Genomic DNA, 21,745 nt, shown 5'->3' on the forward strand with positions numbered 1-21,745 from the left:
CGGACGGCTGGGCCGCCCAGCCGGGGTTCGCGCCCTGCGCCGCGTACGGCTGCTCCGGGGACTGCGGCCGCGGATCCGCCTGCGGTGAGGCGGCCGGCGCGGCGGCGGCCGCGGAAGCAGAACCGGAAGCGGAACCGGAACCGGAGGCGGCGGACGACAGGTTCAGCCGCGGGCCGTCGGTCGCGTTGCCGAGGTGGACGGCCGAGCCGGGGCCGATCTCCAGCTGCTGGATCCGGTGGCCCTGCACGAACGTGCCGTTGGTGCTGCCGTGGTCCTCGATGAACCAGCTCCGGCCGCTCCAGCTGATCGTCGCGTGACGCCAGGACACCCTGGCGTCGTCGAGCACCACGTCCCCCTGCGGATCACGCCCGAGGGTGTAGGTCCTGGACACGTCGAGCGTCCAGGTCCGTCCATTCGATTCCAGTACGAGTTCCGGCACTCCGCGCCCCACTGAGTTGTCCCCCGAATTGCCCCCGTCACGGGGAGTCTAGGGATGGCGAACATCTGCGGGAACTATTCCAGGCCCGGCCTCCTGACTGAAAGTCGGACCATGGGAACGGCGTGCGCCCGTGCGCCCGCCGACCCCGTTGACGAGGTGGAAAACCGGCCGGAGAGTGGTGTTCCCGCACGATGGGGGACATCCGTGGCCGAAGGCCGCGGTGCGGATCGGGGGTACGACCATGCGCAGCGACGCCGCACACCGGGCCGGGGGCCTGCCCTGGGGGGATGTCCTGCTCTCCGCGGTAGCCGCCGTGAGCTGGGCGTTGATCGGTATGGCGGGGACGGCCGCGCTCGGTCTGCACCTGCTCGAGGCGGACGGCGCGGCCTCGCTCGGGCCCATGACCGCCGCCGTCGTGGTCCTCGGTGCGGGCGGTTCGGTCACCCCGTCCGGTGATGTCTCGGCCTTCGGCCTGAGTACGGAGGCGACGACGGCCGTACAGATCACACCACTCGGGGTGGGGCTGGTCGGGGCGCTGCTGCTGTCCTGGCTCTTCCTGCGCTCCCTGCGCGGGGCGGGGGCCGTGGTCCGGCCCGGCGAACTGCTCGCGCGCGCGGGCGCGGTGGTCGCGCTGTTCGTCGCCCTGCTGGGCGGACTCGCCTGGGCCGGCCACGACGTCATCACCCTCGACGGCGGCGCGCTGGGACTCGACGACCTGCCCGGCGGGGGCGGATCGGGCGGCATCGACCTGCCCGGGCCGGACGGCCTCGGGAACATCGGCGGGCTGCTGCCGGACCGGCTCGGGGACCTGGCCGACGCGGGCGCGAGGGTCGGCTTCCGCGTCGACACGGCCGCCACGCTGTTCGGCGGCCTCCTGTGGTGCGCCGGGGTCCTGCTGATCGCCCTGCTCGCCTCGCGCCGCACTCCCCTGCCGCGCGGCTGGACCGCCGTGCACCGGGTGGTGCGGCCCGCCGTCTCGGCGCTGGTCACCGTGGCGCTGGTGGCGGTGCTGGCCGGGCTCGCGGCGGCGGCGTACGCGGCGATCGGTGACGCCCGTCCGCAGCGGATCGCGGGCGCGGCGCTGCTCGGTGCGCCGAACGGGGTCTGGCTGGGCGTCCCGATCGGCCTCCTGGTGCCCTTCGAGGGGGCGGCCGGCGGCCAGTTGGCGCGCCTGCTGCCCGATCCGCTCGACGACCTGCTGCGCACGGGCGCCGGCGAGCCGGTCACGCTCGGCCGCCTCGCCGAACTGGACGGCCGGGTCTGGCTGTTGGGCGTCGCGGCCGTGCTCATGGTGCTGCTCGCGGGGGTGCTGACCGCCGTGCGCACACCGTTCGGGCGGGGTGTACGGGGCGGGAGCGGAGCCGTCACGGGGCGGCCGGTCGGTGCGGACGGTACAGAGGGTACGGACGGACGAGCCTCCGGCCCGCTCGCCCTCGCGGGGCTGTGTGCCCTGCGGCTGGGAGTGGTGACGGCGCTGGCGCTGCCGCTGCTGGTGCGGCTGACCGGGGTGTCGGTGGACGCCTCGCTGTCGGTGCTCGGTATCGACGCGTTCGACGCGGGCCTGGAGCTGCGCGGCAGCCCGGTGGCGGCCCTGCTGCTGGGCGGGCTGTGGGGTGCGGGAGCGGGGGCCGCCGGGGCCCTGCTGGCCTGCGCGAGCGGGGCCGCGGGGCGACGGTCGACGGTGTGGGCGCGCGGGGAGGCGGAGACGGCGGTGAGGCCCGGTACGCACACCGAGGACGCGCGGCGTGCGCCGGAGGAACGGTGGGGCGCACCGGAACAGCGGTGGGGCGGGCCCGGAGGGCGATCGGGACCGTACACGCCGGGTGCCCCGTACCGGCCGCCGAACCCGGACACGAACCCCTACCTCCGGCTGCCGGACGGGCGGTGGGAACCGGAGGACGCGCGTCCCGACGGGAGCGGCGGCGGGGACGGGAGGCGGGCCGGACGAGGAACCGGAGGGGCGGACAGTACCGACCTGTACGGTGCGCCCACCGTGCACGGGCCGATCCTGCCCCCGCGGGGGCGCTCGCCGCGCCCGCCGCGCCGGCCGGGGCACGGGACGCGGAACCCTTGGCCACCGCCCCCACCGGACGACGAGCCGCCCCCGCCGCCTGCCTCACCGCCACGTCCGCCGTCGCGGCCGCCGGGACGCTGAAGGTGCGGCGAGGGTTCCGGACCGGTCGCCGGTGACCACGAGCCACCGCGGGGACGGCTGATTCCGTACGGGTCCCCGGGCGCCGTCCGTGATCAAGGTGTACGTCACCGGAGCGCCACCCGGTGTTCCCTGTCCGTCAGGCGGACCTCAGGGACCTCAGGAACCGGGTGCCGGATACGGTGGGACCACCATGAGCGCTTCGCAGACCTCTGACGTTCCCACTCTCCTCGTCAAGATCTTCGGCAAGGACCGGCCCGGCATCACGGCCGGGCTGTTCGACACCCTCGCCGCGTACTCCGTCGACGTGATCGACATCGAGCAGGTCGTCACCCGTGGCCGGATCGTGCTGTGCGCGCTCGTGACCGAGCCGCCCGGTGGACGCGGGGGTGACCTCCGGGCCACCGTCCACAGCTGGGCCGGGTCCATGAAGATGCAGGCGGAGATCATCTCGGGCATCGGGGACAACCGGCCGCGCGGCCTCGGGCGGTCGCTCGTCACCGTGCTCGGCCACCCGCTGACCGCGGAGTCGACGGCCCGGATCGCGGCGCGCATCACGGCGACCGGCGGCAACATCGACCGGATCTTCCGGCTCGCCAAGTACCCGGTGACGGCGGTGGAGTTCGCGGTGTCGGGCGCGGAGCCGGAGACGCTGCGGACCGCCCTGGTCACCGAGTCGGCGGCGCTGGGGGTCGACGTGGCGGTGGTCGCGGCGGGACTGCACCGGCGGGCCCAGCGGCTGGTCGTGATGGACGTGGACTCCACGCTCATCCAGGACGAGGTGATCGAGCTCTTCGCCGCGCACGCCGGGTGCGAGAAGGAGGTCGCCGAGGTGACCGAGGCCGCGATGCGCGGGGAGCTGGACTTCGAGCAGTCGCTGCACGCGCGGGTGGCGCTGCTGGAGGGGCTCGACGCCTCCGTGGTCGAGAAGGTGCGTAGCGAGGTCCGGCTCACGCCGGGGGCGCGCACGCTGATCCGCACCCTGAAGCGCCTCGGTTTCCAGGTCGGCGTCGTCTCGGGCGGGTTCACCCAGGTCACGGACGATCTGCGGGAGCGGCTCGGGCTGGACTTCGCGCAGGCCAACACGCTGGAGATCGTCGACGGCAGGCTCACCGGACGGGTCGTCGGCGAGATCGTGGACCGTGCGGGCAAGGCGCGGCTGCTGCGCCGGTTCGCCGCCGAGGCCGGGGTGCCGCTGGCGCAGACGGTGGCGATCGGTGACGGCGCGAACGACCTCGACATGCTCAACGCGGCCGGTCTGGGGGTCGCCTTCAACGCCAAGCCGGTCGTACGGGAGGCGGCGCACACGGCCGTCAACTTCCCCTTCCTGGACACGGTCCTCTATCTGCTGGGCGTGACCCGGGAAGAGGTCGAGGCGGCGGACATGCACGACGAGCGGTGACACCGGGTCCGCGTCGGCACGGCACTCCGGAAGGGCCCGGCACCGGGAAGGCGCCGGGCCCTTCGGGCGTCTCCGACCGGGCCGGGCGTATGCGGCCGGACTACTCCGTGGGTGCCCAGAAGTCGAGCAGGGTGGCCACCCCCGGCTCCAGCGCCTTCCAGGAACCGTCGAAGGAGAGCACGACGAAGGCGGCGGCGGGGAAGCCGCGGCGGCTCAACCGCTCGCCCGCGTCGCCCTCGGCACGGCCGGGCAGGATGTCGGCCAGACTCTGGATGCCGGGGTTGTGGCCGATCATGATGGCGTCCCGCGCGTCGTCGGGCAGCTCGTTGAGCACGGCGATCAGCTCTCCGGGCGAGGCCTCGTAGACCCGCTCCTCGTACACCGTCTTCGGCCGCTGCGGGAGCTCCTGCACGGCGAGCTTCCACGTCTCGCGGGTCCGGGTCGCGGTGGAGCAGAGAGCCAGATCGAAGGGGATGCCGGAGTCAGCGAGCCTGCGCCCGGCGACGGCGGCGTCCTTGCGGCCGCGGTCGGCGAGCGGCCGCTCGTGGTCGGAGACCTGCGGCCAGTCGGCCTTCGCATGCCGGAAGAGGACAATCCTGCGGGGTTCTGCGACGCTCATGGGTCCCAGCTTCGCACGAAACACGCCAGGGGGCGCAGGGAGTTGGAGTCACGGCTCCGCCCGTGGCGCAGGGGTCGCAACGGACGCGCCGGTGTGCGCCGCCCGTGCCGCTCGCGGCGTGCCACGCCTCGACCACCGACGGAACGCTACTGGGGTATCAGGTGCCGCAGTGCCTGCTGGACGGCCGCGACGACCTGGGCGAGCGCCGGGTCGTCGGCCGCCCGGGCGTTCGACGGTTCGAGGAGCAGGAGCAGGAGGGCGACGAAGGCGAGCGTGGGCAGGGCCAGCGCCCACCAGGGCAGCCGGGTGCCGAAGCGGCCCGTGGTCGCCGGGTGGGGCCGGGTGTGCGTGGGGGCCGGCATCGCTGCCTCCGTGGGTCCTCGGACGGTCCGTGACCCGCTTCTCGTGGCCACGTCTCGACGCTACGGAACACGGGCCCCGGTCCCCATCCGGTGATCCACCCACTTCACCCTGAACCTGGCCCCCTAGGGGACAGGGGGGCCGGCACCACCATGGGCCGTCAGGGCGAGGCGATCGACGCGATGACGCCGATGATCACGAAGATGAGGAGGAACGAACCGAAGACGATCAGCATCTTCTTCTGACCGTTCTTGGGGTTGGGGTCCAGGACAGGCATGCCGTCAGTGTCCCATCCCGCACGGCCGGACCACCGCCGGGGTGCAGGCGACCCGCCAGGGCCGCCGACGGGATCGGCCGGGTCGGCCGGACGCGGCGGGCCGGTCAGCCCGCCGCCTCGTCCTCCACCGTGCGGTCGCGGCCGGCCAGGACCCCCATGACGGTCTGCGGGACCATCAGGGCCGCCATGAGCACGAGCGGCACCTCCCAGCCGCCGCTGTGCTGGTAGAGGACGCCGACCAGGAGCGGGCCGGGGATGGAGATCAGGTAGCCGGTGCTCTGGGCGAAGGCGGACAGCTGGGCGACGCCCGCCCCGGTCCGCGCCCGCATGCCGACCATCGTGAGGGCCAGCGGGAAGGCGCAGTTGGCGATGCCGAGCAGGACGGCCCACACCCAGGCGCCGCCCGCGGGGGCCAGGTAGAGGCCCGTGTACCCGGCGAGCCCGCAGACGCCCAGCACGACCGCGATCGGCCCCTGGTGGGGCAGGCGCGCGGCGAGCCGCGGGATCACGAAGGCCAGCGGCACGCCCATCACCATGGTGACGGCCAGCAGCACGCCCGCCGTACCGGCCGGGACGCCCGCGTCGCGGAAGATCTGGGGCATCCAGCCCATGGTGATGTACGCGGCCGTGGACTGCAGTCCGAAGAAGACGGCGAGGGACCAGGCCGTACGACTGCGGGTGACGCGCAGCTTCCGGGGCCGCTCCCGGAGGGCCTCCCCGCCCGGCGGGGCGCCCTCGGCGTCCCCGGCACCCCGCGCGCGTACCACCGGGATCCACGGCAGCACGGCCGCGGCCCCGAGGACCGCCCAGACGGCGAGGCCCGACTGCCAGTTGCCGCCCAGGGCCTCGGTCATGGGGACCGTGACCGCCGCCGCGCTCGAGGTGCCGAGGGCGAGGGCCATGGAGTACAGGCCGGTCATGGAGCCCACGCGGTCCGGGAACCAGCGCTTGACGATGACCGGCATGAGGACGTTGCTGACGGCGATGCCCATGAGGGCGAGCGCGCTGGCGGCCAGGAAGCCGGCCGTGCCCCCGGCGTAGGGCCGGACGACCAGGCCGGTGGCGACCGCCAGCATGCCGGCGCACACCACGGCGCCGGGGCCGAAGCGGCGCGCGAGGCGCGGCGCCATGACCCCGAAGACGGCGAAGCACAGCGACGGCACGGAGGTGAGCAGCCCGGCGACGGTACCGCTCATGCCGAGCCCGTCGCGCACCTCCTCCAGGAGGGCGCCGAGGCTGGTGATGGCGGGGCGGAGGTTGAGGGCCGTCAGGACGATGCCGACGATCACCAGACGTGTCGTCCACGCGCGCGGGGACGACGTCGCGGCGGCCGGCGCGACGGCCGGGGACTGTACGGCGGCGGTGCCGCCCGCCGTGCTGACCGGTGCGGACGGTGTCGTCCGCGTTTCCTCACTCACCATGAGACCCATCATAGAATGATGGGATGAATGATGGTGCACTCCCCGTGCGCCGCTCCCCCACGTCCTGTGCGAAGGTGTCGCCATGCCGCTGAGCCACCCCCGCCGTTCGGCACTGTCCGAGCAGGTCATCGCCGCGCTGCGGAACCAGATCACCTCGGGCGAGTGGCCGGTCGGCTCCCGCATCCCCACCGAACCCGAGCTGGTCGACCAGCTGGGCGTGGCCCGCAACACCGTCCGGGAGGCGGTGCGCGCGCTGGCGCACAACGGGCTGCTGGACATCCGGCAGGGCTCCGGCACGTACGTCGTGGCGACCAGCGAGCTGGCCGGCGTGATGCACCGGCGCTTCGCGGACGCCGACCCGCACCACATCGCCGAGCTGCGCTCCGCCCTGGAGTCGAGTGCCGCGCGACTGGCGGCGGCGCGGCGCACGGAGAAGGACCTGGGGCAGCTCGACGCGCTCCTCGTCCGTCGCGAGGAGGCGTGGGAGTCCGGCGACGCGGAGGCCTTCGTCGCGGCCGACGCCACCTTCCACCTGGCGGTGGTGGCCGCCTCCCACAACGAGGCCATGACGGCGGTCTACGCGGACCTGGGCGAGGTGCTGCGGGACTGGCTGCGCGAGGACATCGGTGAGCGGCTGACACCGGAGACGTACATGGACCACGCCCGGCTGGTGGACGCGATCCGCGCGGGTGACGCGGAGGCCGCCGCGTCCCGGGCCGCGGGCTACCCGCTCGTCTGCCGTCCGGGGCGACCCAAGCGGTCCGCCGACGCCGGGGAGCCCGCGGAGCGGCTCTGACGCGTCGGCGCAGCCGCGGGACCGCTACCGCTCGTGGCTGACCCACGCCGAGCGGACCTCGTGCCAGCAGCGCCCGGTGAGCCGTACCGTCCGGGCCGGTCCCGCCTCGACCGGCGGACCGTCGGTGTCGATGTCCCACCAGCGCTCGCACTCGATGTGCAGGCGGAGCCGATCGGGGTCCGCGTAGGCGTTGTGGCAGTACACGACCACGCGGGAGCCGTACAGGCCGGTCCGGCACTCCGCTCCGGACGGCTCGCGCGTCGCGCGTGGTCCGTCCCTCACCCGGGCGTGCGGCGGGCCGTCCACCACGCGCGCGGGCCGCTCGCCGGCCGTGCCCGCGCGCGCGTGGGGCACGGCCGTGTACGGGAGGCCCAGCAGGAGGACGGCGGCCGCGGAGGCCGGGGCGAGGCTGCGGGACAGGCGCACAACGGAACCTCCTGCCCCGCAACGGCTGCGGGGCGGTGCGTGTCTCCAGCCTGCGCGGTACGAGCGGCCGGGCGCCCGGTCTGCTGCTCCCAACGGGTGACGCCCCGCTCCCGCGCGCTGCGGGAACGGGGCGTCGACGGCGTACGGGCGACTCGGCGTCGTACGCGGGGGGGGGGCTACGGCGGATCAGGCGCCGATCGCGTGCAGACCGCCGTCCACGTGGACGATCTCGCCGGTGGTCTTCGGGAACCAGTCGCTCAGCAGGGCGACCACACCGCGGCCGGCCGGCTCGGGGTCCTTGAGGTCCCACTCCAGGGGCGCGCGGCTGTCCCACACCGAGGCCAGCTCGCCGAAGCCCGGGATGGACTTGGCGGCCATGGAGCCGATGGGGCCCGCGGAGATGAGGTTGCAGCGGATGTTCTGCTTGCCCAGGTCGCGCGCCATGTAGCGGCTGGTGGCCTCCAGGGCGGCCTTGGCCGGGCCCATCCAGTCGTACTGCGGCCAGGCGTACTGGGCGTCGAAGGTGAGGCCGACGACGGAGCCGCCGTTCTGCATCAGCGGCAGGCAGGCCATGGTCAGCGACTTCAGGGAGTACGCCGAGACGTGCATCGCGGTGGCGACGGACTCGAACGGCGTGTTGAGGAAGTTGCCGCCGAGGGCGTCCTGCGGGGCGAAGCCGATGGAGTGCACGACGCCGTCCAGGCCGCCGAGCTCCTCGCCGACGACGTCGGCCAGCCGGCCGAGGTGCTCGTCGTTGGTCACGTCCAGCTCGATGACCTTGGTGGGCTTCGGCAGCTTCTTGGCGATGCGCTCGGTCAGCGTGGGCCGCGGGAACGCGGTCAGGATGATCTCGGCACCCTGCTCCTGGGCCAGCTTCGCGGTGTGGAAGGCGATGGAGGACTCCATCAGCACACCGGTGATCAGGACGCGCTTGCCCTCGAGAATTCCGCTCATGGTGATCAGTGACCCATTCCCAGTCCGCCGTCAACGGGGATGACGGCTCCAGTGATGTACGAGGCTTCGTCCGAGGCGAGGAAGCGCACCGCCGCGGCGACCTCCTCGGGCTGCGCGTACCGGCCCAGCGGCACCTGCGACACGATGTTCGTCCGCTGCTCCTCGCTGAGCGCCTTGGTCATGTCGGTGTCGACGAAGCCGGGGGCGACGACGTTGAAGGTGATGTTGCGCGAGCCGAGCTCACGGGCCAGGGAGCGCGCGAAGCCGACCAGGGCGGCCTTGGAGGCGGCGTAGTTGGCCTGCCCGGCCTGGCCGAGGAGTCCCACCACCGAGGAGATCAGCACGACGCGGCCCTTCTTGGCCCGCAGCATGGCGCGGTTGGCGCGCTTGACGACCCGGAAGGTGCCCGTGAGGTTGGTGTCGAGGACGGACGTGAAGTCCTCCTCGCTCATGCGCATCAGGAGCTGGTCCTTGGTGATGCCGGCGTTGGCGACGAGGACCTCGACCGGGCCGTGCTCGGCCTCGATCTCCTTGTAGGCCTGCTCCACCTGCTCGGTGTCGGTGATGTCGCACTTGACGGCCAGGAAGCCCTCCGGGGGCTCGCCCGAACGGTACGTGATCGCGACCTTGTCGCCGGCCTCGGCGAAAACGCGGGCGATGGCGAGGCCGATGCCCCGGTTACCTCCGGTGACGAGAACCGAGCGGCTCAACGGATCACCCTTTCGATAGCGGTCGATGCGCCTGTGGCGGCCACCTGTCCGACGGGCGGCTTCCCCGAAAACCTATCGGTCCGCCCAGCCGTCCGGGCAATCGGGCACCGACAGTGGCACAGGGCACTCACTGTCGGGTCCCTACAGTCGGCCCCACCGCCGGAACACGGGTGACCGCACGGCTTCCGGCCGGAAAAGTCTGGTCCGGCGCCCGGCCGCGCGCCATGATCGGACCGACAGGCGACGACAACAGGGAGACCTCGGTGCCTCATTCCATCGACGAAGCCTTCACGGCACTGCCGCTGCGGGCCCTCGCGGACGCCGCGCTCGCCCGCGCGCGGGCGCTCGGCGCCGAGCACGCGGACTTCCGCCTGGAGCGGGTGCGCGGCGCCTCGTGGCGGCTCAGGGACGCCCGGCCGGCCGCGTCCTCGGACACGACCGACCTGGGGTACGCGGTGCGGGTGGTGCACGGCGGGACGTGGGGGTTCGCGTCCGGCGTGGACCTGACCATGGACGCCGCCGCGAAGGTCGCCTCCCAGGCCGTGGCCATGGCCAAGCTCTCCGCGCAGGTGATCAGGGCCGCCGGGTCGGACGAGCTCGTGGAGCTGGCCGGTGAGCCGGTGCACGCGGACCGGACCTGGGTGTCCTCGTACGAGATCGATCCGTTCACCGTGCCCGACGAGGAGAAGTCGGGGCTGCTGGCCGAGTGGAGCGCGCGGCTGCTCGCCGCCGACGGGGTCAGCCACGTGGACGCCTCACTGCTCACCGTGCACGAGAACAAGTTCTACGCCGACACCGCGGGGACCGTGACCACCCAGCAGCGCGTCCGGCTGCATCCGCAGCTGACCGCGGTGGCCGTGGACGCGTCCAGCGGCGAGTTCGACTCGATGCGGACCCTCGCGCCGCCCGTGGGCCGCGGCTGGGAGTACCTCACGGGCACCGGCTGGGACTGGAACGCCGAACTGGCCGAGATCCCGGAGCTGCTCGCGGAGAAGATGCGGGCGCCCAGCGTGGAGGCGGGCGCGTACGACCTGGTCGTCGACCCGTCCAACCTGTGGCTGACCATCCACGAGTCCATCGGCCACGCCACCGAACTGGACCGCGCGCTGGGCTACGAGGCCGCGTACGCGGGAACCTCCTTCGCCACCTTCGACCAGCTCGGCACGTTGCGGTACGGCTCGGAGCTGATGAACGTCACCGGTGACCGCACCGCCGAGCACGGGCTCGCCACCATCGGGTACGACGACGAGGGCGTCGAGGCGCAGAGCTGGGACCTCGTCGAGGACGGGACCCTGGTCGGCTACCAGCTCGACCGCCGCATCGCGAAGCTGACGGGCTTCGAGCGGTCCAACGGCTGCGCCTTCGCCGACTCCCCCGCCCACGTGCCCGTGCAGCGCATGGCCAACGTGTCGCTCCGGCCGGACCCCGCCGGCCTGTCGACCGAGGACCTGATCGGGAGCGTCGACCGCGGCATCTACGTCGTCGGCGACCGGTCGTGGTCCATCGACATGCAGCGGTACAACTTCCAGTTCACGGGGCAACGTTTCTTCCGCATCGAGAACGGGCGGATCACGGGACAGCTGAGGGACGTCGCGTACCAGGCGACGACCACCGACTTCTGGGGCTCCATGGCGGCCGTCGGCGGTCCGCAGACGTACGTCCTGGGCGGTGCCTTCAACTGCGGCAAGGCCCAGCCGGGCCAGGTCGCCGCCGTGTCGCACGGCTGCCCGTCGGCCCTGTTCAAGGGCGTCACCATCCTCAACACCACGCAGGAGGCCGGCCGATGACCGCGCGTGCGCCCCACGGCACCACTTCGACGAACAGGCCGCACGAGATCGTCGAGCGCGCCCTGGAACTGTCCCGGGCCGACGGCTGCGTGGTCATCGCCGACGAGCACTCGACGGCCGATCTGCGCTGGGCGGGCAACGCGCTGACCACGAACGGCGTCACGCGCGGACGCACCCTGACGGTCGTCGCGACGGTCGACGGCCAGGAGGGCACGGCCTCCGGGGTGGTGTCCCGGTCCGCCGTCACCGCCGACGAGCTGGAGCCGCTGGTACGGGCCGCGGAGGCCGCCGCGCGCGCGGGCGGGCCCGCCGAGGACGCGCAGCCCCTCGTCACGGGCGTACCGGAGTCGCCCGGCTTCCGCGACGCGCCCGCCGAGACGTCCTCCGCCGTGTACGCGGACTTCGCACCGGCGCTCGGCGATGCGTTCGCCCGCGCGCGGGAGGGCGGCCGGGAGCTCTACGGGTTCGCCCACCACGAAATGGTCTCCAGCTACCTGGGCACGTCGACCGGGCTGCGCCTGCGGCACGACCAGCCGAAGGGCACGTTGGAGCTCAACGCCAAGTCCCCGGACCGTACGCGCTCCGCGTGGGCCGGGCGGTCGACGCGCGACTTCCGGGACGTGGACCCGGGCGCGCTGGACGCCGAGCTGGCCCGGCGGCTGGCGTGGGCCGAGCGCCGGATCGAGCTGCCCGCCGGGCGGTACGAGACGCTGCTGCCGCCGACCGCCGTGGCGGACCTGCTGATCTACCAGATGTGGTCGGCATCGGCCCGGGACGCGGCCGAGGGCCGTACGGTCTTCTCCGAGCCGGGCGGTGGCACGCGCATCGGCGAGAAACTGACCGGGCTGCCGCTCACCCTGCGCAGCGACCCGGCCGAACCGGGCCTGGAGTCCGCCCCCTTCGTGCTCGCCCACTCCTCCGGCGACGACGCCTCGGTCTTCGACAACGGGCTGCCGCTGACGGCCACCGAATGGATCCGCGAGGGGGTGCTGAAGCGGCTGACGACCACCCGGCACAGCGCGGCCCTGACCGGACTGCCGGTGGCGCCCGGGTTCGGCAACCTCGTCCTGGACGGGGGCGAGGACCGCTCCCTCGAGGAGATGGTCGCGAACACCTCCCGCGGACTGCTGCTGACCTGCCTGTGGTACATCCGCGAGGTGGACCCCGCCACGCTGCTGCTCACCGGGCTCACCCGCGACGGTGTGTACCTGGTCGAGGACGGCGAGGTCGTCGGCGAGGTGAACAACTTCCGGTTCAACGAGTCGCCGGTCGGCCTGCTGGGCCGGGCGACGGAGGCCGGGCGCACGGAGAAGACCCTGCCGCGGGAGTGGAGCGACTGGTTCACCAGGGCCGCCATGCCGCCGCTGCGCGTCCCGGACTTCAACATGAGCTCGGTGAGCCAGGGAGTGTGACACCACGGGTCGGTCCGTCCGGCGTCCGGCCGGCGTACGTCCGGGCGGGCCGATAACGCGGTGAGCTCTGTCGGCGGTGGCGTATAACCTCGTAGGCGGTGGTCATGCCGACCGCCTCGAGGAACATCCGAGGAGAACGAGAACCGTGACGGACATCGTCGACGACCTGAAGTGGCGTGGGCTCTTCGCCCAGTCCACCGACGAGGACGCCTTGCGCAAGGCACTCGCGGACGGTCCCGTCACGTTCTATTGCGGCTTCGACCCGACCGCGGCCTCCCTGCACGTGGGGCACCTGGTGCAGGTGCTCACCGTGCGCCGGCTCCAGCAGGCCGGCCACCGGCCGCTGGCACTGGTGGGCGGCGCGACGGGGCAGATCGGCGACCCGCGCCCGACCGCGGAGCGCACGCTCAACTCGCCGGAGACGATCGCCGGCTGGGTGGAGCGGCTGCGCGGCCAGATCGAGCCGTTCCTGTCCTTCGAGGGTGAGAACGCCGCCCTCATGGTCAACAACCTCGACTGGACGCAGAACCTCTCCGCGATCGAGTTCCTCCGCGACATCGGCAAGCACTTCCGCGTCAACAAGATGCTGACGAAGGAGTCGGTGGCCCGGCGGCTGGAGTCCTCCGAGGGAATCAGCTACACGGAGTTCAGCTACCAGCTGCTGCAGGCCCAGGACTTCCTGCAGCTCTACCGGCGGTACGGCTGCACGCTCCAGCAGGGCGGCAGCGACCAGTGGGGCAACCTCACGGCCGGCCTGGACCTGCTCCACCGGCTGGAGCCGGACGCCACGGTGCACGCGCTGGCCACCCCGCTGATGACCAAGGCGGACGGCACCAAGTTCGGCAAGAGCGAGAGCGGCGCCGTCTGGCTCGACCCGGAGATGACGACGCCGTACGCGTTCTACCAGTTCTGGTTGAACACGGACGACCGGGACGTCTCCCGGTACCTGCGGATCCTGTCCTTCCGCTCCCGCGAGGAGCTGGAGGAGCTGGAGCGGCAGACCGAGGAGCGCCCGCAGGCCCGGGCCGCGCAGCGGGCCCTCGCCGAGGAGCTGACCACGCTGGTGCACGGCGCCGACCAGACGGCCGCCGTGATCGCCGCGTCCAAGGCCCTCTTCGGCCAGGGCGAGCTCGCCGGGCTCGACGGGCGGACGCTGGCGGCGGCCCTCTCCGAGGTGCCGCACATCCGGGTGACCGAGCCCGCGTCCGTGGTGGACCTGTTCGCGGAGTCCGGTCTGGCGGCCAGCAAGTCGGCCGCCCGGCGCACGGTGAAGGAGGGCGGCGCCTACGTGAACAACGTGAAGGTCACCGCCGAGGACGCCGTCCCCGCCCGGGAGGACCTGCTGCACGGCCGCTGGCTGGTGCTGCGCCGCGGCAAGAGGAACCTCGCGGCGGTCGAGGTCACCGACTCGTAGGCGGAGCCGCGCACGGAACGGTCCCGCGTCCCTCGAGGGGCGCGGGACCGTTCGCGTCCTCACGCGCGCTGTTTGTTGCCCCGCAGGGCCATGTACGCCATGTCGCCCAGGAAGACGATCACGACGGCCGCCACGAGCTGGAGCACGTGCCGGCCCCAGTCGATCCCCGGGGTGGACGCGATCCCGAAGGCCCGGGCGAGGGCGTTTCCGATGATGCCGCCGATGATGCCGAAGACGGTGGTCAGCCAGAGCGGACTGTGCTGCTTGCCCGGAATGATCGCCTTGGCCAGCAGACCCAGCACGAATCCGACGATGATCGCCCACAACCAGCCCATGTCTGCCTCCTCGTGCCGCTCGACGTGAGCATTACGCCCCCAGTGTGAGCCGGTACGCAATACGGCGCATGTCGGGCGGGACCGTACGCGGTACGGCGCAGCGCCCTCGCTCCTCGTGGGAGGTGCCCCGGTCTCGTGGACGGCTGAGGCGCGGCGTAACGTGGTGTTCGTGCGGGACCGGTACACGGGCCGGGGAGTGTCCGATGCGGGCGGGTGGTGGAACGTGATGCGGAAGCAGAGCGGCGGCGAGGTCTTCCGGATCACGGGGGCCCGGCAGGGACTCGCCGAGGACGTGCGCGGCAGGCAGCGGCGGTACGTCATCTCGATGTCGCTCCGCACGGTCGCGGTGATCGCGGCCGCCCTCCTGTGGAACGTCGAACGGCACGTCGCGATCGTCGCCCTGGCGCTCGGAATGACGCTCCCCTACATCGCCGTGGTGATCGCCAACGCGGGCCGGGAGACCCCGCCCTCGCTGCCGTCGACCTTCGTGACGACGCCGCTGCGGGCCGAGGGACCGCCCACGCTCCCGACGGTGGGGGAGATCGCGCCGCCGCGAGCGGACGGGCGTGCGGAACCCGGTCCGCAGGACGTGACGGCCGATCCGGGGGCGCCGGCCGGCGAATCCGGGAAGCGGGCCTGACCTCGAACGTCGGGGTACGGATGCCGGTCGAAGCGGAATCCGTCCGCGCACCGGACCGGGGAAAAGCTTCAGATCAATCATGCTGTTCCGGTCCCGGGCGGCCGCTTCCGCGTGACATACTTCGTAGGCGCTCCGCATCCCCCGTCGGAGCGACAAGACCGACGCCGGGCAGCTCCCCCCGTGGCTGCTCGGCGTCGCCTTTTGTACGGGGATCCGGCCCGGTCGGGCGCGCGTTAGGGTCGAAGCGTGAACCTGCTGAACGCGCCCGGCGCCGACCCGTCCTCCCCGATCTGCTCCGCGAAGGGCTGCCGTGCCGACGCCGTGTGGGTGCTCGCGTGGAACAACCCGAAGCTGCACACTCCCGAGCGCCGCAAGACGTGGCTCGCCTGTGAGGAGCACCGCGAGCACCTGTCGAAGTTCCTGGGAGTGCGGGGGTTCCTGAAGGACGTCGTACCGCTGGCGGAGTGGCGGGCTCCCGAGGACGCGCGCCAGGGCCCTCCTACTGGGTCCTAGGGGTCCGGGCGCCGGTCAGCCGCCGATCGCCGACATGGGGCGGTCCGGCTGGAGGAACGACGGGTCGTCCAGGCCCGAGCCCGCCTTCTTGCCCCACATGGCCACGCGCCAGAGACGGGCGATCTCCTCGTCGGGCGCGTCGGAGCGCAGGGCCGCCCGCAGGTCGGTCTCCTCGCGGGCGAAGAGGCAGGTGCGTATCTGGCCGTCCGCCGTGAGCCGGGTGCGGTCGCAGGCCCGGCAGAACGGGCGGGTGACCGAGGCGATCACCCCGACGCGGTGCGGGCCGCCGTCCACGGTCCAGCGTTCGGCCGGGGCCGAGCCCCGCTCGTCGGCGCCCTCCTCGGTGAGTTCGAAGCGGGTGCGCAGCGAGGCGAGGATGTCCCCCGCGGTGACCATGCCGTCGCGCTTCCAGCCGTGCTGGGCGTCGAGGGGCATCTGCTCGATGAAGCGCAGTTCGTAGTCGTGCTCGACGGCCCAGGCGAGCAGGTCGGGGGCCTCGTCGGCGTTGACGCCCGGCATGAGGACCGTGTTGACCTTGACGGGGGTCAGGCCGGCGTCGCGGGCCGCCCGCAGTCCCTCCAGGACGTCCTCGTGGCGGTCCCGGCGGGTGAGGGTCTTGAAGACGTCGGGGCGCAGGGTGTCCAGCGAGACGTTGACCCGGTCCAGGCCCGCCGCCTTCAGGGCCGTCGCCGTGCGCTTCAGGCCGATGCCGTTGGTGGTGAGGGACATCCTGGGGCGCGGCTCCAGCGCGGCGACCCGCTCCACGATGCCCACCAGGCCGGGGCGGAGCAGGGGCTCGCCACCGGTGAAGCGCACCTCCTCGACGCCGAGGGAGGTGACCGCGATGCCGATCAGGCGGACGATCTCGTCGTCGGTGAGGAGGTCGGGCTTGGCCAGCCACTGCAGGCCCTCCTCGGGCATGCAGTACGTGCAGCGCAGATTGCACCGGTCGGTCAGCGAGACCCGCAGGTCGGTGGCCACTCGGCCGTAGGTGTCGATGAGCACGTCGGCCCCTCCCTCGAAAAGCTGATCACCCGTTGTCCCGCACCTGCGAGCCTACGTGACGGCACGGACAAAGCCCGGGGCCGATCCCGTGGGACGCGCGACGGCCGTACCGCGGGGGACGTACGCCCCCTGCGGTACGGCCGTCGGCCGGTGCTCGTTCCGGGTGTCGGCGCTCAGTGGGCGCCGGTGCCCGTGAGGGAGCGCACCTCCAGCTCGGCGTACTTGTCGGGGTCCGCCTTCTCCTTGGAGAGGACCGTGCCGAGCCAGCCCATGAAGAAGCCGAACGGGATGGAGATGATGCCCGGGTTCTTCAGCGGGAACCAGGCGAAGTCGACGCCGGGGAACATCGCCGTGGGCGCGCCCGAGACGACCGGGGAGAAGAGCACCAGGCCGACCGCCACGACGAGCCCGCCGTGAATCGACCACAGCGCGCCCTGGGTGGTGAACTTCTTCCAGAACAGGCTGTAGAGGATGGTCGGCAGGTTGGCGGAGGCGGCGACCGCGAAGGCCAGCGCGACCAGGCCGGCCACGTTGAGGTCGCGGGCGAGGGCACCGAGCGCGATGGAGACGATGCCGATGAACACGGTCGCCCAGCGGGCCGCGCGGACCTCCTCGGCGCCGGTGGCCTTGCCCTTGCGGATGACGTTGGCGTAGATGTCGTGCGCGAACGACGAGGACGAGGCGAGGGTGAGGCCGGCGACGACGGCGAGGATCGTCGCGAAGGCCACCGCCGAGATGGTGGCGAGCAGGGCCGCACCCCAGGCCGAGTCGACGCCGCCGAGGTGCAGGGCGAGCAGTGGGGCCGCCGTGTTGCCGGACGGGTTGGACTCGATGATCTCGTCCTGGGAGATCAGCGCGGCGGCGCCGAAGCCGAGGGCGATGGTCATCAGGTAGAAGGCGCCGATGATGCCGATGGCCCAGTTCACGGACTTCCGGGCGGCCTTGGCCGTGGGCACCGTGTAGAAGCGGATCAGGATGTGCGGCAGGCCGGCGGTGCCGAGCACGAGGGCGATCCCGAGGGAGATGAAGTCGATCTTCGAGGTGGCGGTGGCGCCGTACTGCAGGCCGGGCTCCAGGAAGGCGGCGCCCTTGCCGCTGTTCTCCGCCGCGCTGCCGAGCAGGTCGGAGACGTTGAAGTTGAACTTCAGCAGCACCAGGAAGGTGATCAGCAGGGTGCCGCCGATGAGCAGCACGGCCTTGACCATCTGCACCCAGGTGGTGCCCTTCATGCCGCCGATGGAGACGTACACGATCATCAGGACGCCGACGAGGGCGACGATGGCGATCTTGCCGGCGTCGGAGGTGATGCCGAGCAGCAGCGAGACGAGGACGCCCGCGCCCGCCATCTGGGCCAGCAGGTAGAAGATCGAGACGACGATGGTGGAGGTGCCGGCCGCGGTGCGCACCGGGCGCTGGCGCATGCGGTACGCGAGGACGTCGCCCATGGTGTAGCGGCCGGAGTTCCTGAGCGGCTCGGCGACCAGGAGCAGGGCCACCAGCCAGGCGACGAGGAAGCCGATGGAGTAGAGGAAGCCGTCGTAGCCGAAGATGGCGATGGCGCCCGCGATACCGAGGAAGGACGCGGCCGACATGTAGTCGCCGGAGACCGCGAGCCCGTTCTGGAAGGCGCTGAACTGGCGGCCGCCCGCGTAGAAGTCCGCCTCGTCCTTGGTCTGCCGGCCCGCCCAGATGGTGATGAAGAGGGTCGCGACGACGAAGGCCGCGAACAGCGAGATGATCAGCGGCCGGTGCTGGCTGGCCTCGTTCGCCGCGAGGAAGGTCTGCTGTACGGGGCTCATGCGCCGCCCTCCATCCGGGTCTTGATGGCCTCCGCCTTGGGGTCGAGCTTGGTCGCGGCGTGCCGCGAGTACCACCAGGCGATGAGGAAGGTGGTGGCGAACTGGGCGAGGCCGAGGACCAGGGCGACGTTGATGTTGCCGAAGAGCTTGGTCCCCATGAAGCCGCCCGCGAAGTTCGAGAGCAGCACGTACAGCAGGTACCAGGCGATGAAGCCGACGGTCAGCGGAAAGGCGAAGGACCGGTAGGAGCTGCGCAGTTCACCGAATTCCGCGCTCTCGTGGACGCGGACGAACTCCTCCGTGGGGGGAAGTCGGTGCTCTGCCTTCGAGGGGGGCGGTGCGTCGGTTGCCACGGAGTCTCCTCGCGTTGCTGGCTCCCCGGCGGGCGGGGGCGCTTCCACGGACGGGTCGGGTACGGACATGACGGTTCGACATCCTCACAGTGATGTGGATCACGTACGCCGGGTCGCGATGGTAGGGGCCCGGGGCCTGATCCGACAGGGTCCCGATCGAGCTCGGGCCCCTTGCCCAACGTCACGGCGGCGCGGGGGAACCGGTTCAATCGGGCCACGCTTCTTGTCGCAACTCGCCACGCGGCCTTGCACCGGGTGCCCGCGAGTCATCACCCGAGTGGTCCAGTACGGGCGGGAATGAGGGGTCTCCCTATTCTTCGGCACTCATTCCGGGAAAACATTGCTGGCCAGCGAAGACAGGGATAACTTCGGCGTGGACCAACCGTCATGTACCTGCCCGGCCAGCCCCGGTGCCGCCGGGGGTTCCCGTTCCGGATGATGTGGAGATTCCATGGCTCGTCTGCGCCCCAGACACCGTCTCGCCCTGGCCGTGCCGGTGGTGCTGTCCCTCACCGCCACGCTCGGCTTCCTGCCGGGCGTCGCCTCGGCGGCGCCGTCCGCCGCGGCCGGCTCCTCCGTCACGGCGGCCGCGGACGGCCCCGAGCTCGCCTATGTCGTCAACACGAGGACGGACCGCTTCACGATCGCCTCGGTGAAGAAGGCGATAGCGCAGGCGGGCGGCACCGTCGTCACCACGTACGACAAGATCGGCGTCATCGTGGTGCACTCGGCCAACCCCGCGTTCGGTGCCGAGATCCGCACCGCGCGCGGAGTGCAGTCCGCGGGCGCCACCCGCACCTCGCCGCTCACCGCGGCCGGGTCGACCGACGAGGGCTCCGCGGACTACCTGACGGCCGCGGAGCTCGCGAAGGTGGAGGCCGCCTCGGCGAAGACCCCGGGCAGCGAGCCGCTGGAGGCGGACCAGTGGAGCCTGCGGGCGATCGGCGCCGACAAGGCCGCGAAGATCAACCCGGGCAGTTCCAAGGTGACCGTCGCCGTCATCGACACGGGCGTCGACGACACCCACCAGGACCTGGCGGCGAACTTCTCCAAGTCCCAGTCGGCCAACTGCGTCGGCGGTGTCGCGGACACCAGCGAGGGCGCCTGGCGCCCGTACACCGCGGACGACTACCACGGCACGCACGTGGCCGGTGAGATCGCCGCCGCCCGCAACGGCGTCGGTGTCGCGGGTGTCGCACCGGGCGTGAAGGTGTCCAGCATCAAGGTGAGCGACCCGGACAGCGGGCTGTTCTACCCGGAGAACGTGGTCTGCGCGTTCATGTTCGCCGCCGACCACGGTGTGGAGATCACGAACAACAGCTACTACGTCGACCCGTGGATGTACGCCTGCAAGGCCGACCCCGACCAGAAGGCCATCGTCGACGCGGTGAACCGGGCGCAGCTGTACGGCCAGAAGAAGGGGCTGCTGCACCTGGCCTCGGCGGGCAACTCCAACCACGACCTCGCCGGTGACGAGATCCTCGACGGCTCCAGCCCGAACGACTCCACCCCGGTGGACCGCACCATAGACCCGAGCGTCTGCTACGACCTGCCGACCCAGCTCCCGGGCGTCGTCACGGTCAGCGCGACGGGCGTGGACGACGACAAGTCGTACTACTCCTCGTACGGCAACGGCGTCGTCGACATCGCGGCGCCGGGCGGTGACGGGCGCTACCAGATCCCGGACACCCCGTCGCAGAACGGCCGCATCCTGTCGACGATGCCGGGTGACGCGTACGCGTACCTGCAGGGCACCTCGATGGCCTCGCCGCACGCCGCGGGGGTGGCCGCGCTGCTGAAGTCGAAGCACCCGTGGGCGGGCGGTGTCACGCTGCAGGCGCTGCTGAAGGCCCAGGCCGACAACCCGGGCTGCCCCGCGTCCTACGACCAAGACGGCAACGGCACCGAGGACGCGGTGTGCGAGGGCGGCAAGCGGGTCAACGGCTTCTACGGCTTCGGCATCGTCAACGCGCTGAAGGCCGTGAAGTAGGCGGGACACAGCGGTAAGGGGGGCCGGGCGGTGGGTACCGCCCGGCCCTTCGCCTTGCACACTGCCGTTCATGACCACTGTGGGCACGGAGTACGCGTGGGAGGCGCTGGGCGGCGATCCGGACCTGCTCGCGCGGGGCTCGGCCGTCGCGCGGGACGGGGCGCTGCCCGCGGTGCTGCCGGTGCGGGAACTGGCCCGGGCCTGCGTGGCGGTGTGCGCCCTGGCCGCCGCAGGACTGGACGCGCTACGGACCGGCCGGGCGGACGTACCCCGGGTACGGGTCGACGACGGGGCGGACGCCACGGCCAATGGGTGCGGACCCATGCGAACTACCCGCACCACCGGGCACGCCTGCTGGAGGCCCCGGGGCTCGGCACGGGCCACCTGCCGGCCGCGGCCGTGCTGCGCTGCCTCACCGAGCGGACCGAGGAGGGCGGCACCCGGCTGGTCGGGCTCGCGCCGGCCCGGACGGCGGCCTGGCTGACGGGCCCGTACGCGGGTGCGGTCGTCGAAGGCTTACCCGGCGCGGGGTACGACCGGCCCGACGCCTGGCTCACCGAGGCGTCCGGCCCGCCGGGGCGGCTGCGGTACGCGCCGCCGCCGGTGTCCTTCGCCGGCGGGCCGGGCGACTGGGCGCGGCCGCCCGGGCCCTGGGGCGCGGACGGGGCGCGCTGGGCCTGAACGGTACTCAGCGCCCGGTACGTACGCAGGGGTGTGCCGACGTACGGCCAGTTGTTTTCCAGGACTTGCCCGGTTCTGTGGTGACTGGTGAAGTGCTGGGGTGAGCTTGATGAGACCGACAACCGACACGGACGAGGGTGACGAGGGCGTTCCCCGGGGGGACGGGGACCGTGGCGTGGCGGCCGGTTCCGCACCGGTCCGCACCGGGCGCCACGCGGCCGCTCGCGCCGCCCGCCCCACCGCCGCACGCCAGGGCGTCG

General features: G+C 72.5%; 22 protein-coding genes. 10 read left to right on the top strand and 12 right to left on the bottom strand.

Annotated elements, in window-relative coordinates; genetic code table 11:
• Positions 1 to 439: FHA domain-containing protein (locus UW392_RS65200; RefSeq protein ID WP_320784932.1), on the bottom strand; the 439-nt coding region annotated here is incomplete at its 3' end.
• A 241-nt stretch (positions 440 to 680) separates the two neighbouring features.
• Between UW392_RS65200 and UW392_RS65205 the strand changes: the two genes are divergently transcribed.
• Both UW392_RS65205 and serB read left to right on the top strand, forming a co-directional pair.
• Positions 681 to 2,594, top strand: a complete 1,914-nt coding sequence (locus tag UW392_RS65205) for a streptophobe family protein (RefSeq protein ID WP_320784933.1) — start codon at positions 681 to 683, stop codon at positions 2,592 to 2,594.
• A gap of 190 nt (positions 2,595 to 2,784) precedes the next feature.
• A complete protein-coding gene (serB, locus tag UW392_RS65210; RefSeq protein WP_320784934.1) occupies positions 2,785 to 3,993 on the top strand; it encodes a phosphoserine phosphatase SerB in 1,209 nt (402 codons plus the stop codon).
• Between the two features lie 100 nt (positions 3,994 to 4,093).
• Here serB and UW392_RS65215 read toward each other — a convergent pair whose 3' ends face one another.
• The 4 genes from UW392_RS65215 to UW392_RS65230 all read right to left on the bottom strand — a co-directional run bounded on the left by UW392_RS65215 (position 4,094) and on the right by UW392_RS65230 (position 6,682).
• Entirely contained in the window at positions 4,094 to 4,612 is a 519-nt protein-coding gene (locus tag UW392_RS65215; RefSeq protein ID WP_320784935.1) for a histidine phosphatase family protein, read from the bottom strand.
• 146 nt (positions 4,613 to 4,758) lie between these two features.
• Positions 4,759 to 4,974, bottom strand: a complete 216-nt coding sequence (locus UW392_RS65220) for a hypothetical protein (protein WP_320784936.1) — start codon at positions 4,972 to 4,974, stop codon at positions 4,759 to 4,761.
• Between the two features lie 158 nt (positions 4,975 to 5,132).
• Positions 5,133 to 5,249, bottom strand: coding sequence for an SGM_5486 family transporter-associated protein (locus UW392_RS65225; protein WP_320784937.1), 117 nt, complete (start codon positions 5,247 to 5,249; stop codon positions 5,133 to 5,135).
• Between the two features lie 104 nt (positions 5,250 to 5,353).
• Positions 5,354 to 6,682 (bottom strand): MFS transporter, encoded by a 1,329-nt coding sequence (locus UW392_RS65230; protein ID WP_320784938.1) that lies wholly within the window; start codon positions 6,680 to 6,682, stop codon positions 5,354 to 5,356.
• A 70-nt stretch (positions 6,683 to 6,752) separates the two neighbouring features.
• Between UW392_RS65230 and UW392_RS65235 the strand changes: the two genes are divergently transcribed.
• Positions 6,753 to 7,466: a FadR/GntR family transcriptional regulator gene (locus UW392_RS65235; RefSeq protein WP_320784939.1), complete on the top strand. Its 714-nt coding sequence runs from the start codon at positions 6,753 to 6,755 to the stop codon at positions 7,464 to 7,466.
• A 24-nt stretch (positions 7,467 to 7,490) separates the two neighbouring features.
• Here UW392_RS65235 and UW392_RS65240 read toward each other — a convergent pair whose 3' ends face one another.
• The 3 genes from UW392_RS65240 to fabG form a co-directional block, all read right to left on the bottom strand.
• Positions 7,491 to 7,892, bottom strand: a complete 402-nt coding sequence (locus UW392_RS65240; RefSeq protein WP_320784940.1) for a hypothetical protein — start codon at positions 7,890 to 7,892, stop codon at positions 7,491 to 7,493.
• Positions 7,893 to 8,078: 186 nt separating this feature from the next.
• The gene (fabI, locus tag UW392_RS65245) at positions 8,079 to 8,846 is read right to left on the bottom strand and encodes an enoyl-ACP reductase FabI (protein WP_320784941.1); all 768 of its coding nucleotides are present in this window, start codon (positions 8,844 to 8,846) and stop codon (positions 8,079 to 8,081) included.
• Between the two features lie 5 nt (positions 8,847 to 8,851).
• The gene (fabG, locus tag UW392_RS65250; protein ID WP_320784942.1) at positions 8,852 to 9,556 is read right to left on the bottom strand and encodes a 3-oxoacyl-[acyl-carrier-protein] reductase; all 705 of its coding nucleotides are present in this window, start codon (positions 9,554 to 9,556) and stop codon (positions 8,852 to 8,854) included.
• Positions 9,557 to 9,780: 224 nt separating this feature from the next.
• Here fabG and UW392_RS65255 point away from each other — a divergent pair, with 224 nt between their 5' ends.
• The 3 genes from UW392_RS65255 to tyrS all read left to right on the top strand — a co-directional run bounded on the left by UW392_RS65255 (position 9,781) and on the right by tyrS (position 14,169).
• Positions 9,781 to 11,343 (top strand): TldD/PmbA family protein, encoded by a 1,563-nt coding sequence (locus tag UW392_RS65255; RefSeq protein WP_414497839.1) that lies wholly within the window; start codon positions 9,781 to 9,783, stop codon positions 11,341 to 11,343.
• Positions 11,340 to 12,755, top strand: coding sequence for a metallopeptidase TldD-related protein (locus tag UW392_RS65260; RefSeq protein ID WP_320784944.1), 1,416 nt, complete (start codon positions 11,340 to 11,342; stop codon positions 12,753 to 12,755). Before UW392_RS65255 ends, UW392_RS65260 begins: the two co-directional genes overlap by 4 nt.
• A 145-nt stretch (positions 12,756 to 12,900) precedes the next feature.
• Positions 12,901 to 14,169 carry a tyrosine--tRNA ligase gene (gene tyrS / locus UW392_RS65265; protein ID WP_320784945.1) on the top strand — a complete coding sequence of 423 codons (1,269 nt, stop codon included), beginning with the start codon at positions 12,901 to 12,903 and terminating at the stop codon, positions 14,167 to 14,169.
• A 59-nt stretch (positions 14,170 to 14,228) separates the two neighbouring features.
• On the opposite strand, the gene UW392_RS65270 is transcribed toward tyrS, so the two are convergent.
• Positions 14,229 to 14,504: a GlsB/YeaQ/YmgE family stress response membrane protein gene (locus UW392_RS65270; protein WP_320784946.1), complete on the bottom strand. Its 276-nt coding sequence runs from the start codon at positions 14,502 to 14,504 to the stop codon at positions 14,229 to 14,231.
• 226 nt (positions 14,505 to 14,730) lie between these two features.
• Between UW392_RS65270 and UW392_RS65275 the strand changes: the two genes are divergently transcribed.
• Positions 14,731 to 15,144 (top strand): DUF3099 domain-containing protein, encoded by a 414-nt coding sequence (locus tag UW392_RS65275; RefSeq protein WP_320784947.1) that lies wholly within the window; start codon positions 14,731 to 14,733, stop codon positions 15,142 to 15,144.
• 246 nt (positions 15,145 to 15,390) lie between these two features.
• Positions 15,391 to 15,657, top strand: coding sequence for a hypothetical protein (locus tag UW392_RS65280; protein ID WP_320784948.1), 267 nt, complete (start codon positions 15,391 to 15,393; stop codon positions 15,655 to 15,657).
• 15 nt (positions 15,658 to 15,672) lie between these two features.
• Here UW392_RS65280 and moaA read toward each other — a convergent pair whose 3' ends face one another.
• The 3 genes from moaA to UW392_RS65295 form a co-directional block, all read right to left on the bottom strand.
• Positions 15,673 to 16,662 carry a GTP 3',8-cyclase MoaA gene (gene moaA, locus UW392_RS65285; protein WP_320784949.1) on the bottom strand — a complete coding sequence of 330 codons (990 nt, stop codon included), beginning with the start codon at positions 16,660 to 16,662 and terminating at the stop codon, positions 15,673 to 15,675.
• A 173-nt stretch (positions 16,663 to 16,835) separates the two neighbouring features.
• The gene (locus tag UW392_RS65290; RefSeq protein ID WP_320784950.1) at positions 16,836 to 18,461 is read right to left on the bottom strand and encodes a cation acetate symporter; all 1,626 of its coding nucleotides are present in this window, start codon (positions 18,459 to 18,461) and stop codon (positions 16,836 to 16,838) included.
• A complete protein-coding gene (locus UW392_RS65295; RefSeq protein WP_320784951.1) occupies positions 18,458 to 18,814 on the bottom strand; it encodes a DUF485 domain-containing protein in 357 nt (118 codons plus the stop codon). The genes UW392_RS65290 and UW392_RS65295 overlap by 4 nt, the downstream gene beginning before the upstream one ends.
• Before the next feature lie 451 nt (positions 18,815 to 19,265).
• On the opposite strand from UW392_RS65295, the gene UW392_RS65300 reads away from it, so the two are divergent.
• Both UW392_RS65300 and UW392_RS67245 read left to right on the top strand, forming a co-directional pair.
• Positions 19,266 to 20,804 carry a S8 family serine peptidase gene (locus tag UW392_RS65300; RefSeq protein ID WP_320784952.1) on the top strand — a complete coding sequence of 513 codons (1,539 nt, stop codon included), beginning with the start codon at positions 19,266 to 19,268 and terminating at the stop codon, positions 20,802 to 20,804.
• 312 nt (positions 20,805 to 21,116) lie between these two features.
• Entirely contained in the window at positions 21,117 to 21,485 is a 369-nt protein-coding gene (locus UW392_RS67245) for a hypothetical protein (RefSeq protein WP_414497842.1), read from the top strand.
• Positions 21,486 to 21,745: the final 260 nt, after the last annotated feature.

Source organism: Streptomyces sp. CRN 30 (assembly GCF_034105845.1).